General features: G+C 68.7%; 11 protein-coding genes. 2 read left to right on the top strand and 9 right to left on the bottom strand.

Annotation, left to right across the window (positions count from 1 at the left end):
• Window positions 1-283 precede the first annotated feature (283 nt).
• Complete coding sequence (locus FV223_RS08390; protein WP_147726386.1) at window positions 284-1,345, top strand: GGDEF domain-containing protein; 1,062 nt, start codon at window positions 284-286, stop codon at window positions 1,343-1,345.
• Window positions 1,346-1,353: 8 nt separating this feature from the next.
• On the opposite strand, the gene sufA is transcribed toward FV223_RS08390, so the two are convergent.
• From sufA to FV223_RS08350, 8 genes are all read right to left on the bottom strand, one after another.
• Entirely contained in the window at window positions 1,354-1,731 is a 378-nt protein-coding gene (sufA, locus tag FV223_RS08385; protein WP_147726385.1) for a Fe-S cluster assembly scaffold SufA, read from the bottom strand.
• A gap of 105 nt (window positions 1,732-1,836) precedes the next feature.
• Entirely contained in the window at window positions 1,837-2,220 is a 384-nt protein-coding gene (locus tag FV223_RS08380; protein ID WP_147726384.1) for an SUF system Fe-S cluster assembly protein, read from the bottom strand.
• 52 nt (window positions 2,221-2,272) lie between these two features.
• Window positions 2,273-3,517 (bottom strand): cysteine desulfurase, encoded by a 1,245-nt coding sequence (locus FV223_RS08375; protein WP_147726387.1) that lies wholly within the window; start codon window positions 3,515-3,517, stop codon window positions 2,273-2,275.
• Between the two features lie 226 nt (window positions 3,518-3,743).
• Window positions 3,744-5,066, bottom strand: coding sequence for a SufD family Fe-S cluster assembly protein (locus FV223_RS08370; protein WP_147726383.1), 1,323 nt, complete (start codon window positions 5,064-5,066; stop codon window positions 3,744-3,746).
• Window positions 5,067-5,070: 4 nt separating this feature from the next.
• A complete protein-coding gene (sufC, locus tag FV223_RS08365) occupies window positions 5,071-5,823 on the bottom strand; it encodes a Fe-S cluster assembly ATPase SufC (RefSeq protein WP_147726382.1) in 753 nt (250 codons plus the stop codon).
• A gap of 50 nt (window positions 5,824-5,873) precedes the next feature.
• Window positions 5,874-6,164 (bottom strand): hypothetical protein, encoded by a 291-nt coding sequence (locus FV223_RS08360; RefSeq protein ID WP_147726381.1) that lies wholly within the window; start codon window positions 6,162-6,164, stop codon window positions 5,874-5,876.
• A 10-nt stretch (window positions 6,165-6,174) separates the two neighbouring features.
• Complete coding sequence (gene sufB, locus FV223_RS08355; RefSeq protein ID WP_147726380.1) at window positions 6,175-7,644, bottom strand: Fe-S cluster assembly protein SufB; 1,470 nt, start codon at window positions 7,642-7,644, stop codon at window positions 6,175-6,177.
• A 69-nt stretch (window positions 7,645-7,713) separates the two neighbouring features.
• Complete coding sequence (locus FV223_RS08350) at window positions 7,714-8,883, bottom strand: cysteine desulfurase family protein (protein WP_147726379.1); 1,170 nt, start codon at window positions 8,881-8,883, stop codon at window positions 7,714-7,716.
• A gap of 293 nt (window positions 8,884-9,176) precedes the next feature.
• Between FV223_RS08350 and FV223_RS08345 the strand changes: the two genes are divergently transcribed.
• Window positions 9,177-9,833, top strand: a complete 657-nt coding sequence (locus FV223_RS08345; protein ID WP_147726378.1) for an alpha/beta hydrolase — start codon at window positions 9,177-9,179, stop codon at window positions 9,831-9,833.
• Window positions 9,834-9,918: 85 nt separating this feature from the next.
• On the opposite strand, the gene FV223_RS08340 is transcribed toward FV223_RS08345, so the two are convergent.
• Window positions 9,919-13,526, bottom strand: a 3,608-nt coding sequence (locus FV223_RS08340) for a Pls/PosA family non-ribosomal peptide synthetase (protein ID WP_147726377.1), incomplete at its 5' end; no start/stop codon positions are given.

The raw sequence follows: 13,526 nt of genomic DNA, 5'->3' as shown, positions 1-13,526 counted from the left end.
TCCGCGCCCCGAGCGAACTCCCGCCCCCGCGGCTCGCCCTCCGCAGGAGCGGTCGCGCGACGAGCGCGGCTATGGGCGCCGCCGCGACGAGGACGGCGATACGCCCGTCGGTCTCGGCGAGCACGTTCCGGCCTTCATGCTGCGGCCGGCGGTGATCAAGAAGCAGGATTGAGCCGCAGATCGCGACCTCGGCCTTAACCCTCCGTCCACGCTCCTTAAGGTAGCTTGCGGCGTCCGACCCGAACGCCGACGCGACGGGGCGGCGATGGACGATGGGGATCGGATGAGCGAAGGGCTTTATGCCGACCGCGATCGCAGCTTCGCCCTGGCGCGCCGCGCCCAGGAGCTGATGCGCGATTACGGGCCCTCGGCGACACCGCGGGCCTACGCTGTCTGGTACACCTACGTCTCCGGCGATCAGCCGCTGATGAACGACGCGATCAAGCGTCTCACCGCGACGAACGCGGGATTGTCCGCCTCGGACGTCGACGATCTCTACGACAGCTATCTCGGCGGCTCGCGCTACGTCACGGCCGCCGGAGAGACCGGCGCGACGATGCTGACCGAGATCGAGGGCGTCATGGAGATGCTCGACCTCTCGCTCGGCTCGGCCGCGCAGTACGGCGAGTCGTTGCGCGCTCTGAGCCACGACCTCTCCGTCTCGACGCTGAACCGAGCGCGCCTGCGCGAGATCGTGGCCACCCTGGTCGCGACGACGCGGGAAGTCGCCTCGAACAACCGGACCCTCGAGGCGCGGATGCGGGAAAGCCGCACCGAGGTCGAATCCCTGCGCGAGAAGCTCGAGGCGACGCGGATCGAGAGCCTGACGGATCCCCTGACCGGGCTGGCGAACCGCAAGCATTTCGAGGAGATGCTGCACAAGGCGCTCGATCGCGCCTCGCTCGGCACGTCCTCGAGCCTCGTCGTGCTCGACATCGATTTCTTCAAGCGCTTCAACGACCTCTACGGCCACCTCACCGGCGATCAGGTGCTGCGCCTGGTCGCCGTCGTCATGCGGGAAAGCGTCGAGAAGGGCGCGATGCTCGCCCGTTTCGGCGGCGAGGAGTTCGGCATCCTGCTGCCCGGCACGAACCGGGAAACGGCCTACGCCATCGCGGAGAAAGTCCGAACCAGCGTGATGGGCCGGGAGCTGATCAAGCGCTCAACCGGGGAATCGCTCGGGAAGGTCACGATCTCGCTCGGCGTGGCGTGCTACCGCCGCGGCGACACGCCGGTCTCGTTGCTGGAGCGTGCGGACCTGTGCATGTTCGCCGCCAAGCGCGCCGGCCGCAACCGCACGCTCGACGATGCGACCACGGCGGACCTCGTCGCCGCGGTCGCCTGATCGCGGGTTCAGGCCGAGGCGAGCAGCCGCTCCGGGCCGACCGGCGTGATCGCGACGGACTCGCCGCAGCCGCAGGCCGAGGTCTGGTTCGGGTTGTTGAACACGAACTGCGAGGCGAGCTTGCTGGACTGGAAGTCCATCTGCGTGCCGAGCAGGAACAGCAGCGCCTTCGGATCGACGAAGACCTTCACGCCGCGATCCTCGACCATGTCCTCGCCGGGCTTGCGATCCTCGGCATATTCCATCGTGTAGGACATCCCTGCGCAGCCGCCGTTCTTCACGCCGACCCGCAGGCCCGCGATCGGCCGGTCGGCGTCGGCGATGATCGCCTTGATGCGGTCGGCTGCCGCATCCGTCAGCGACATGACCTTGAAACTCGTGGACATCGGTGTCTCTCCGGCAGCCGGGTTCAAGGCCCGGGCGGTTGAGGGTGCGCGTACGGTCTTAAGATAAGGATCGCGCGGAGCACGGTCCATACCGCTCGGTGACGCTCACCACATGTCGAGGGCGACGCGGGCCTCGTCGGACATGCGGCTCTGATCCCACGGCGGATCGAACACCATCGTCACCGCGCAGGATTGGACGCCCGGGACCTTGGCGACCGCATCCTCGACCCAGCCCGGCATCTCGCCGGCGACCGGGCAGCCCGGAGCCGTCAGCGTCATGTCGATCGCGACCTTGCGGTCGTCGTCGATGTCGACCTTGTAGATCAGGCCGAGCTCGTAGATGTCGGCTGGGATCTCGGGATCGTAGACCGACTTCAGCGCGGCCACGATATCGTCGGTCAGCCGGTCGAGCTCGGCGGGCGGCACGCCCTCGGCTCCGGCGACCTTCGGCGTGTTGGCGCCTCCGGTGATCGTCGCGTCGCTGCTCATGCTCATCTCCTCATCGGGCCACCGCGACAGGGGGGCGACCCAGTCCAAACGCTCAGCCGAACATCATCTCGGCGCGGGCGAGCGCCTCGGCCAGCACGTCGATCTCGGCCTGGGTATTGTACATCCCGAACGAGGCGCGGCAGGTCGAGGTGACGCCGAAGCGGGTGAGCAGCGGCATCGCGCAATGCGTGCCGGCCCGGACCGCGACGCCCGAACGGTCGATCACCGTCGCGATGTCGTGGGCATGGGCGCCCTTCATCTCGAAGGCGATGACGCCGCCCTTGCCCTTCGCGGTGCCGATCTGCCGGATCGCATTCATCGCGCCGAGCCGTTCCTGGGCATAGGCGGTGAGCGCGGCCTCGTGCGCCGCGATCTTGTCGCGCCCGACCGACATCATGAACTCCAGCGCCGCGCCGAGGCCGACGGCCTCGACGATCGCCGGCGTGCCCGCCTCGAACCGATGCGGCGGATCGTTGTAGGTGATCGCCTCCTGGCTGACCGTGCGGATCATCTCACCGCCGCCCTGGTAGGGCGGCAGGCGCTCCAGCCATTCCTTCTTGCCGTAGAGCACGCCGATCCCGGTCGGGCCGTAGACCTTGTGACCGGTGAAGACGAAGAAGTCGCAATCGAGCGCCCGCACGTCGACCGGCTGATGCACCGCGCTCTGCGCGCCGTCGAGCAGCACCGGCACGCCGTGGGCGTGGGCGATGCGGACGATCTCGGCCGCCGGCGTGACCGTGCCCAGCACGTTCGACATCTGCGTGATCGCGACCATCTTGGTGCGCGGCGTGAACAGCTTCTCGTAGTCCTCGACGAGGAAGTTGCCCTCGTCGTCGACCGGCGCCCACTTGATGACGGCCCCGCGGCGTTCGCGCAGGAAGTGCCAGGGCACGATGTTGGAATGGTGCTCCATGATCGAGAGGATGATCTCGTCCCCCTCCCCGATCATCCCAGCCCAGCCCATCGACGCGGCCACGAGGTTGTAGGCCTCGGTGGCGTTGCGGGTGAAGATGATCTCGTCGGTCGACGCGGCATTCAGGAACTGCCGCGTGGTCTCGCGGGCACCCTCGAACCCCTCGGTCGCGGCGTTGGCCATGAAGTGCAGGCCGCGATGGACGTTGGCGTAGCCGCTCTCCATGCAGGTGACCATCGCGTCGATCACCGCGCGCGGCTTCTGCGACGAGGCGGCGTTGTCGAGGTAGACCAGCGGCTTGCCGTAGACTTTTTCCGACAGGATCGGGAATTGCGCCCGGATCGCCTCGACGTCGTAGGTAGGCTGGCGGAGAGGAGCGTTCATGGTGTCGGCCTCGAACCGGCGGTCTTTCGCAAGCATCGCCCCTCCAACCTGCAGCCTCGTCCAGAGGTGCCGAAGCGAAGCGGAGGCCTCGACGGAGGTCTCCAGAGATAGTGCGACCCCTCGTCCCCTCCTTCGAGGCCCACCGATGTGGGCGCCTCAGGATGAAGTTCTAGGAGGGATCGCGGTCACATCACCCATTTTCCAGGATGCACGCGACCGGGGCCGATCACCCCCGCGAGGCCAGCCAAGCCTCGATCTCGCCGATGAGCGCCGCGCGGGCGCCCTCGTGCGTGACCGACTCCACCGCTTCGCCGACGAAGGCCTGCACCAGCAGGCTCTCGGCGATCGGCTTCGGCAGGCCGCGGGCCATGAGGTAGAACAGCAGGTCCTGGTCCGGGGCGCCGCAGGTGGCTCCGTGGCCGCAGGCGACGTCGTCGGCGAAGATCTCGAGTTCCGGCTTGTTCATCATCTGCCCCTCGTCGGAGAGGAGCAGGCAATCGGACTTCATCTTGCCGTCGGTCTTCTGCGCGATCTGGCGGACGATGATCTTGCCCTGGAACACGCCGGTGGCGTCGCCGTCGATCACCGTCTTGAACATCTCGCGGCCGACGCCGCCGACCGCAGCATGGTCGGCCAGCAGCGTGGAGTCGGCGAGTTGCCCGTCGCCGAGCATCGCCGCGCCGTTGACGACCGCGTTCACGTTCTCGCCGGCCACGTGCATGTAGATCTGGTGGCGCGACAGCACGGCGCCGGTGACGAGGTTCACCGTCTCCAGCCTCGACTCGTCGTCGAGCCGCACGCTGATGGTCGAGAGCGCGATCGCCTTGTCGCCCTCGCGGTTGATCCGCGCGTGCCGGAAGGCGGCATGCTTGCCGACATGGACGTCGAGGGCGTCGTTCGGCTGGTAGGTCAGCCCGTTCGGGCCCTCGTGCGTCTCGAGCAAGGTGAACTCGGCGCCGTCGGCGACCTCGACCAGAACGCGCGTCGCGGTGGAGAAGCCCTCCGCCCCGGCGCCGACGAAGCGCAGGTGCAGCGGGGTCTCGAACTTGGCGCCGGCCTCCACCGAGATCAGCGCGCCGTCGGCGAGGAAGGCGGTGTTCAGCTGATAGATCGGGTTCTCGCGGGCCTGCGCCACCGGCGCAAGGTTCTTTAGGCGCGCATCGCCCCGGCTCAGGGCCTCGTTCAGCGGCGATACCGAGACGCCGGCGGGCACGCGATCGAGATCGGACAGCTCGCGGATCAGGTGCCCGTTGACGAAGGTCAGGCGCACCGCCTTGACCGCCGAGAACGCGGTCGCGGCGGCGACGGCGGACGTGGCGAGGTCGAGCGCCGGCGTCTCGGCCGGCGGCGCGGCTTCCTGCATCGCGGCACGCAGGTCGGTGTACTTGAACGCCTCGACGCGGCGGCTCGGCAGGCCGGCGGCCTCGAAGAAGCGGAACGCCTCCTCGCGGGAGATCGCGGTTTCGCTGCCGAACCCCTTGCGGGCGGTCTCGAACAGGGTCGAGAGACCGGTCTCGGCGCTGGTGCGGAGATTGGCGATGTCGGCCATGAGCTTACGCAGCCTCGTTGGTGCGGTACTCGGCGTAGCCGGAGGCCTCGAGTTCCTTGGCGAGCTCCTTGCCGCCGGTCTTCACGATCAGGCCCTTCGACATGACGTGCACGGTGTCGGGCACGATGTAGTCGAGCAGGCGCTGGTAGTGGGTGATGACCAGGAACGAGCGGCCCTGCGCGCGCAGGGCGTTGACGCCCTCGGAGACGATGCGCAACGCGTCGATGTCGAGGCCGGAATCCGTCTCGTCGAGCACGCAGAACTTCGGCTGCAGGAGCGCCATCTGCAGGATCTCCATGCGCTTCTTCTCGCCGCCGGAGAACCCGACGTTGAGGGCGCGGCGGAGCATGTCCTTGTTGATCTCAAGCTTCTCGGCCGCCGCGTTGACTTGGCGGATGAAGTCCGGGGTCGCGATCTCGGCCTCGCCGCGGGCGCGGCGCTGGGCGTTGAGGCAGGCCTTGAGGAAGGTCATCGTGCCGACGCCCGGGATCTCCAGCGGATACTGGAAGGCGAGGAACACGCCGGCCGCGGCGCGCTCATCCGCGCCCATCTCCAGCACGTTCTGGCCGTCGAGCAGGATCTCGCCGTCGAGGACCTCGTAGTCCTCCTTGCCGGCGATGACGTAGGAGAGCGTCGACTTGCCGGAGCCGTTCGGCCCCATGATCGCGGCGACCTCGCCGTCGTTCACGGTGAGGTTCAGGCCGTTGAGGATGCGGTTGTCCTCGATCTGCACAACGAGGTTCTTGATTTCGAGCATGTTCGCGTAGTCCCGAAGATGGTGTGCGACGGTATCGCCCTGCGGTCCCGTCAGAGAAATTTTTGAAGCGCTGCGATCACGGCGACGACGGCCGCGATGATCGCCCCGAGCTTTACGGTCATTCGGAGTTCGAGTTCGCGCAGCGAACCGTCGATCCCCGCCTTCAACGCCTTGAGGTCCAACCTCAGCGTCTTCTCCATATCCGCCAAATCCGCCTTGGTCGCGGAATCGGCGATGATCATGTCGCGTGCCGGTTCGGCGCGCGCGACGGCCTGCTCGCGTCCGACACCCACCTGTTCGAGCCGTTGGGTGAACTGCAGGGTGTCGAACGCGAAGGCCATGGCGTGTTGCCTACCCCACCGAGCCTTCGAGGCTGATCGAGATCAGCTTCTGAGCCTCGACGGCGAACTCCATCGGCAACTGCTGCAGCACGTCGCGGACGAAGCCGTTGACGATGAGCGCGGTCGCCTCCTCCTCGGAAAGGCCGCGTTGCAGGCAGTAGAACTTCTGGTCCTCGGAGATCTTCGAGGTGGTGGCCTCGTGCTCGAACACCGCGGACGCGTTCTTCGACTCGATGTAGGGCACGGTGTGCGCCCCGCACTGGTCGCCGATCAGCAGGCTGTCGCAATTGGTGAAGTTGCGCGCGTTCGAGGCCTTCTTGTGCGCCGAGACGAGGCCGCGATAGGTGTTTTGCGAGCGGCCCGCCGAGATGCCCTTCGAGATGATCCGGCTGGTGGTGTTCTTTCCCAGATGGATCATCTTGGTGCCGGAATCGACTTGCTGCATGCCGTTCGACACCGCGATCGAGTAGAACTCGCCGCGGGAATTGTCGCCGCGCAGGATGCAGGACGGGTACTTCCAGGTGATCGCCGAGCCGGTCTCGACCTGCGTCCACGAGATCTTCGAGTTGTCGCCGCGGCAATCGCCGCGCTTGGTCACGAAGTTGTAGATGCCGCCCTTGCCTTCGTTGTCGCCCGGGTACCAGTTCTGGACGGTCGAGTACTTGATCTCGGCGTCCTCCAGGGCGACGAGCTCGACCACCGCGGCGTGCAGCTGGTTGTCGTCGCGCTTCGGGGCGGTGCAGCCCTCGAGATACGAGACGTAGGAGCCCTTGTCGGCGATGATCAGCGTGCGCTCGAACTGGCCGGTGTCGCGCTCGTTGATGCGGAAGTAGGTCGACAGCTCCATCGGGCAGCGCACGCCCGGCGGGATGTAGACGAACGAGCCGTCCGAGAAGACGGCCGAGTTCAGCGTCGCGAAGAAGTTGTCGGTCACCGGCACGACCGAGCCGAGGTACTTCCTGACGAGGTCCGGGTACTCACGGATCGCCTCCGAGATCGGCATGAAGATCACGCCGGCCTTCGACAGCTCGGCCTTGAACGTCGTCGCGACCGAGACCGAGTCGAACACGGCGTCCACGGCGACGCGGCGCTCGGGGGCGATGCCCTCCAGCACCTCGACCTCGCGGAGCGGGATGCCGAGCTTCTCGTAGGTCTTCAGGATCTCGGGGTCGATCTCGTCGAGCGACATCGCCGCCGGACGCTTCGGCGCGGCGTAGTAGTAGATGTTGTTGTAGTCGACCTTGTCGTAGGCGACGCGGGCCCAGTCCGGCTCCTGCATGGTCTGCCAGCGCTTGTAGGCGTCGAGCCGCCAAGCGAGCATCCACTCCGGCTCGTCCTTCTTGGCCGAGATGAAGCGCACCACATCCTCGGAGATGCCCTTCTCGGACTTCTCCATCTCGATGGTGGTCTCGAAGCCGTACTTGTACTGGTCGAGGTCGATCGAGCGGACCCGATCGATGGTTTCCTGCACGGCAGGCATCAGCGTCTCCTAAGCATCGCCGGTTTCAAGGACCGGAGGCTTCCATGTGAGATGGCGTCGGCGCGGCGCTCAGGCCGCAAGCCCTCGCCGTCTATATAGGGTCTCGACGACCCGTTCGAAGGCACCGAGGAAGCGCGCAGTGTCGCCCTCCCCCGTATTCCAGCCGAGGCTGACGCGTAGCGCCCCCGCGGCCAGCGCAGGGCTCACGCCCATCGCCGCCAGGACCGGCGACCGCGCCACCTTGCCCGACGCGCAGGCCGATCCCGACGACACCGCCACGCCGGCGAGATCGAAGGCGATCAAGGCGGTCGGCGCATCGAGCCCCGGCACCGCGAAGCACAGGGTGTTCGGCAACCGCTCGGCGTCACGGCCGAACACCACCCCGTCCGGCGCGCGGGCCAGCGCCGCCTCCTCCAGCGCGTCGCGCAGCTGCGCGACGCGCCGGGATTCCGTATCCAGCGCAAGGCGGGCGATCTCCGCCGCCTCGCCCATCCCGACGAGCCCGGGAAGGTTCTCGGTGCCGCAGCGCAGCCGCGCCTCCTGGCCGCCGCCGCGGACGAAGGCCGCGTCGAGCTGCGCGTCGTCCCGCAGCACCAGCGCGCCGACGCCCTTCGGCGCCGAGAACTTGTGCCCGGACAGGGTCAGCGCATCGAGCCCGAGCGCAGCGAAATCGACCGGGATCTTGCCGACCGCCTGCACCGCGTCGCTGTGCACGAGGGTGCGGCCGTGCCGCCTCGCCAGGGCCACGACGGCGGCGATCGGCTGCACCACGCCGGTCTCGTTGTTGGCCGCGTGCACCGAGACGAGCACGTCCAGGTCGCGAAGGGCGTCGAGCCGCGCCGCCAGCGCATCGAGGTCGAGCACGCCGGAAGCCAGGACCGGAAGCACCTCGACGGCGTCGGCCGGGAAGCGGTGGCCGGCGGTGACGCAGGGGTGCTCGGTCGCGCCCATCAGAAGCCGCGTCGGTGCGGCGCTCCCCCGCCGGCGGAGCGCGCCGGACAGGACGGCGTTGGCCGCCTCGGTGCCGCCACTGGTGAAAGTGACCTGAGACGCCGCGGCACCGACGAGGCGGGCGAGCTTGTCGCGGGCATCCTCGAGCATCGCCCGCGCCGCACGCCCCTCGGCATGGACGGAGGACGGGTTGCCGGGCAGCGCCAGCGCCCGCACGACCGCGTGCGACACCGCCGGACGGACCGGAGACGTGGCGTTGTGGTCGAGATAGGCGCGGTCCGCTGTCATCCGTTCTCCGACTGGCGAAAGATGCGACATTTCCTTGCTTTGGCACCGGGTCGGCGTGCTAAGCCGCGCCGTCGACACGGTTTCGGACCGCCGAACGGCGTTTCCAGGCTGGTCGGGGAAGACCCGCTGCCGCGCTGTTTAGAACAGTTCTAATCGCCTAGAATTATTCTAAGAGCGCTTTTACGTCGGGCGCGGGGCGAGTCAAGGCGGTCGCGCGACCGCGCAGGTCGAGGCGTACACGGCCATCCGGGCAGGCGGACTCGCCCGGCATGGCCACAGGAGTCGAGGACACTATGCCCGAGGTCATCTTCACCGGTCCCGCCGGCCGACTGGAGGGTCGCTATCAGGCCCCCAAGAAGCGGGGCGCGCCGATCGCGATCGTGCTGCATCCGCACCCCCAGTTCGGCGGCACGATGAACAATCAGATCGTGTACAACCTCTTCTACACGTTCGCCAATCGCGGCTTCGCGGCCCTGCGCTTCAACTTCCGCGGCGTCGGCCGTAGCCAGGGCGCCTTCGACCACGGCTCGGGCGAGCTGTCGGACGCCGCCGCCGCGCTCGACTGGGTGCAGTCGGTCAACCCCGAGGCCAAGTCTTGCTGGATCGCCGGCGTCTCGTTCGGCTCGTGGATCGGGATGCAGCTGCTGATGCGCCGCCCCGAGATCGAGGGCTTCATCTCGATCGCCGCGATGGCCAACCGCTACGATTTCACCTTCCTTGCGCCCTGCCCCTCCTCCGGCCTGTTCGTGCACGGCTCCGAGGATCGCGTGGCCCCGGCCCGCGAGGTCATGCCGGTGATCGAGAAGGTGAAGACCCAGAAGGGCGTCATCATCGAGCACCAGATGGTCGAGGGCGCCAACCACTTCTTCGACGGGCGCGTCGACGAGCTGACCCAGACGGTCGACACCTACCTCGACAAGCGCCTCGGCAAGAAGGACGAGGTGGCCTGAGGCCACTTCGTTCGAGCGGGCCTCGCAGCGGGCAGGCGCCGAACGGGCGGCCTGCCCTTTTTCCCGCCTCGCGCCCGCGACCGGATCACGCCACCGCACGATCGGCCGGTGCGGTCAGCACCACCGGCACGGCCGGTGCGCCTTCCCATTCCGAATGCGCCGGGATCGATTCGCCCTTCATCACGATGGTGAGGGGCCGAAGCCGCGCGTAGTCGCCGACCTTGGTGTCGTAGAGCACCGTCGAGAACGCGCCGACCGAGACGCCGCGGCCGATCACAACGCGGCCGACCTTCATGATCCGGTCCTCGTAGAGGTGGGTCTGCAGGGCGGCGGTGCGGTTGATGGTGGCGAAGTCGCCGATCGTCACGCAGTCGAACTCGGTGATGTCGGTGGTGAGCATGCACACGCCCTCGCCGACCTTCACCCCGAATAGCCGCAGCGCCCAGGGCAGGAACGGCGTGCCCTGGAGGTGCTCAAGCAACACCTTGCCGGCCAGGCCCCAATAGGCGACCGCGATGGCCTCGGTGCGCATCGCCCACCACGACCACATCGGCCGCATGCCGGGCTGATAGACGCCCATCAGCGCCCACTTCATGCCGATGACGGCGGCGGACTGGATCAGCGCGATCGCGACGCTGACCGTGACGAAGCTGACGGCGAGCCCGCTCCAGTCGCGCTCGAGGATCGCCGGGTAGAAGTACCAGTCGATCGCGGTGATCGCGAGGGTGATGTACAGCATCGGCGAGAACGAGGTCGCGAACGCCTCGAACACGCCGCGGCGGAGCTTGACCAGCGTGCCTGGCTCGTAGGTCTGGGCCAGCGTTCCGACGTCGACGCGCTGGCGCGACGGCAGCTTGATCGGCGGCGAGCCGAACCAGGTGTCGCCCGGCGCCATCTCCTCGTTGGCCGGCGGCTTCGACTTGATGCCGATCAGCACGTCGTCGGGGATGTCGGCGCCCGGCGGCACCACCGCGTCGTTGCCGACGAACACCCGCGCGCCCGTGCGGGCCGGCTGGAGGTGCATCCAGCCGCGGCGGATCTCCTCCTCGCCGTAGACCACCTCGTCGGCGATGAAGTTGCGGCTGCCGACCTCGGCGAGGTCGTGGCGGCTGCCGAGGTTGGTCGAGATCTCGGCGCCCTCCCCCATGCGCGCGCCCATCAGGCGGTACCACGCCCGCATGTAGACGGTGGCGAACAGCGAGGAGAGCGTCTCCAGCGTCACCTCGGCGGCGAGCGCCACCGACCACTTGCGCAGGTAGAAGCCGGACCAGATCGAGTAGGTGCCCGAGCGCCGCCGCGGCAGCACCAGCCAGCGGATGCCGGCGATGAGCAGCACCGTGCCGGCGGTCATCAGCATGGCGGTGGGCCATGTCAGCAGCGGCAGGTACCAGTGGTAGTCGATGTCGGTGATGTCGGAGAGCGAGTCCGAGATCTGGTCGAAGATGAAGAACGCCGGGAAGATCGGCAGCAGGCCGACGGCGGGGATCGCGCCGAGCAGCAGGAGGTAGATCGCCCCGAAGCCGGCCCGGCGCCGGGCCGAGGCCGGGGCCTGCTCCGAAAGCTCCGCGACGTCGGCCATCCCGACCTTTCGTCCGGGCGAGCCGTCCCAGCGCTCGGCGGCGCCGATGCGCGTGCCGGCCGGAACGGTGGTGAGGTCGGCGATCTCGGCGTTGTCGGCGATCACCGTGTCGTGGCTGAGGACGCAGGAGGTGCCGACCGCCACGTCCCGGCCGATCTCGACCCGTCCGATCACCAGCTCGTTGCCAACGATCTCGGCGTTGGCGACGACGAGGCGGCCGCCGAGCGACGCGCCGTCGCCGATCGAGAGCAGGTCCGGGGCACCGATCTCGATGTCGGAGATCAGGGTGTCGCGGCCGACCTTCGCGCCCATCAGGCGGAGGTAGACGGCGATCGCGGGCGAGCCCTGCAGCCACTTGACGTGGACCAGCGGCGCCAGGCGCTGCGCCAGCCACCAGCGGAAATAATACGCGCCCCAGAGCGGGTAGCGGCCGGGCTTCGTGCGGCCGAGGACGAGCCACTTGGCCGCGACCGCGATGGTCGCCGTCACCGCGTTGATCGCCACGTAGACGAGGAGCAGCACGCCGAGCTCGCCGAAGAAGCCGAGGCCGCCGCCGGTGAGCAGCAGGTAGGTGACGAAGATGCCGAGCCATTGCGCGGTCGCGAGCGCAATCACGAACGGCAGGGCCACCGCCTGGGCGAGCCCGCACAGCGCGCGGCGCCGGAGCGGCGGCGGCACGAAGGCGAGGTCGCGGATCGCGGTCTCGATGCCGGCGCCGCCGGTGCGGGCGATCAGCGCGTCCGAGATCCGGCGCAGGGTGCGCTCGCGGTAGACGTCCTGCAGCGTGATGCCGGCGAGCGCCGGGGCCTCGCGCACGGCTCCGACGAAGCGGGCGGCGAGCAGCGAATGGCCGCCGAGGTCGGCGAAGAAGTCGCCCTCGAGCGCGATCGGCTGGTTGCCGAAGACCTGCTTGGCGGCGGCCAGCAGCGCCGCCTCGGTCTGGTTCTCCGGGGGCTCCTGCTCGCCGTCGGCATCGACGATGGTGAGCGTCGCGACGCGAAGCGCCTTGCGGTCGACCTTGCCGGAGGTGAGGCGCGGCAGAACCTCGGCCGCCTCGAAATGGCCGGGCACCATGTAGGGCGGCATCTGCTCGGCCAGCGTCCGGCGCAAAGCCGCGCGGTCGAGGTCGTGGCCGCGGTCTGGCACGATGAACGCGACCAGCCGGTCGACGCCGTCGTCGTTGCGCAGCACCACCGCGGCCTGGGCGATCCCGGGCTGGGCCTGGATCCGCGACTCGATCTCGCCGAGCTCGACGCGGAAGCCGCGGATCTTGACCTGGTCGTCGATGCGGCCGTGGAACAGGATGTTGCCGCCGGCGTCGAGCGAGACCGCGTCGCCCGAGCGGTAGAGCAGCGGGTCGGCGCCGTCCGAGGCGTAGGGGTTGGCGATGAACTTGTCCGCGGTCAGCTCCGGCCGCTGCAGGTAGCCCTTCGCGACGCCGGGGCCGCCGATCAGCAGCTCGCCCGGCTCGCCGCGCCCGAGCAGGCGCAGGTCCTCGCCGGCGACGTAGACCGAGTAGTTCGCGATCGGGCCGCCGATGGTCACCGGCACGCCCGGGCGCATCTCGGCGGCGGTCGCGACCACCGTAGCCTCGGTCGGCCCGTAGGTGTTGAACAGCTTTCGCGAAGGCGTCGCCCAGCGTGCGACCAGCGGCTCGGGAAGCGCCTCGCCGCCGAGCAGGATCAGCCGCACGCTCGGCAGGTCTGCGGTGATCATCGCCAGCAGCGTCGGCACGGTGTCGATCACAGTGACCCCGGCCTCGGCGATGATCCGGGGCAGCGACTCGACGTCGCCCATCATCGCCGGGCTCGCGACGAACAGCGTCGCGCCGACGAGGTACGGGACCCACATCTCCTCCATCGAGAGGTCGAAGGCGACCGAAGCGCCCTGGAAGACCACGTCGTCCGGCGCCATCCCGTAGAGCGCGTTTCCGGAGCGCAGGAAGTGGCAGATGTTGGCGTGGCTGATGACGATGCCCTTCGGCACGCCGGTCGAGCCGGAGGTGTAGATCAGGTAGGCGGGATGCTGCGGCGTCAGGCCGCCGGCGCGAAGGTCCGGCGTCGCCGCGTCCGCGGGCGTGCCGGCGAGCAGCGCATCGAGCGTCAGGGCCGGCG

The sequence above is a fragment of the Methylobacterium sp. WL116 genome (genome assembly GCF_008039455.1).
Taxonomy (GTDB): domain Bacteria; phylum Pseudomonadota; class Alphaproteobacteria; order Rhizobiales; family Beijerinckiaceae; genus Methylobacterium.
This window is presented reverse-complemented; position numbering and strand designations above follow the sequence as displayed.

Excerpts from the sequence above, each read along its gene's own strand:
- FV223_RS08370 (WP_147726383.1), bottom strand. The coding sequence starts at position 5,066 with ATGGCCGACATCGCCAATCTCCGCACCAGCGCCGAGACCGGTCTCTCG.
- FV223_RS08345 (WP_147726378.1), top strand. The coding sequence starts at position 9,177 with ATGCCCGAGGTCATCTTCACCGGTCCCGCCGGCCGACTGGAGGGTCGC.
- sufB (WP_147726380.1), bottom strand. The coding sequence starts at position 7,644 with ATGCCTGCCGTGCAGGAAACCATCGATCGGGTCCGCTCGATCGACCTC.
- FV223_RS08350 (WP_147726379.1), bottom strand. The coding sequence starts at position 8,883 with ATGACAGCGGACCGCGCCTATCTCGACCACAACGCCACGTCTCCGGTC.
- FV223_RS08375 (WP_147726387.1), bottom strand. The coding sequence starts at position 3,517 with ATGAACGCTCCTCTCCGCCAGCCTACCTACGACGTCGAGGCGATCCGG.
- FV223_RS08360 (WP_147726381.1), bottom strand. The coding sequence starts at position 6,164 with ATGGCCTTCGCGTTCGACACCCTGCAGTTCACCCAACGGCTCGAACAG.
- FV223_RS08390 (WP_147726386.1), top strand. The coding sequence starts at position 284 with ATGAGCGAAGGGCTTTATGCCGACCGCGATCGCAGCTTCGCCCTGGCG.
- FV223_RS08380 (WP_147726384.1), bottom strand. The coding sequence starts at position 2,220 with ATGAGCAGCGACGCGACGATCACCGGAGGCGCCAACACGCCGAAGGTC.
- sufA (WP_147726385.1), bottom strand. The coding sequence starts at position 1,731 with ATGTCCACGAGTTTCAAGGTCATGTCGCTGACGGATGCGGCAGCCGAC.
- sufC (WP_147726382.1), bottom strand. The coding sequence starts at position 5,823 with ATGCTCGAAATCAAGAACCTCGTTGTGCAGATCGAGGACAACCGCATC.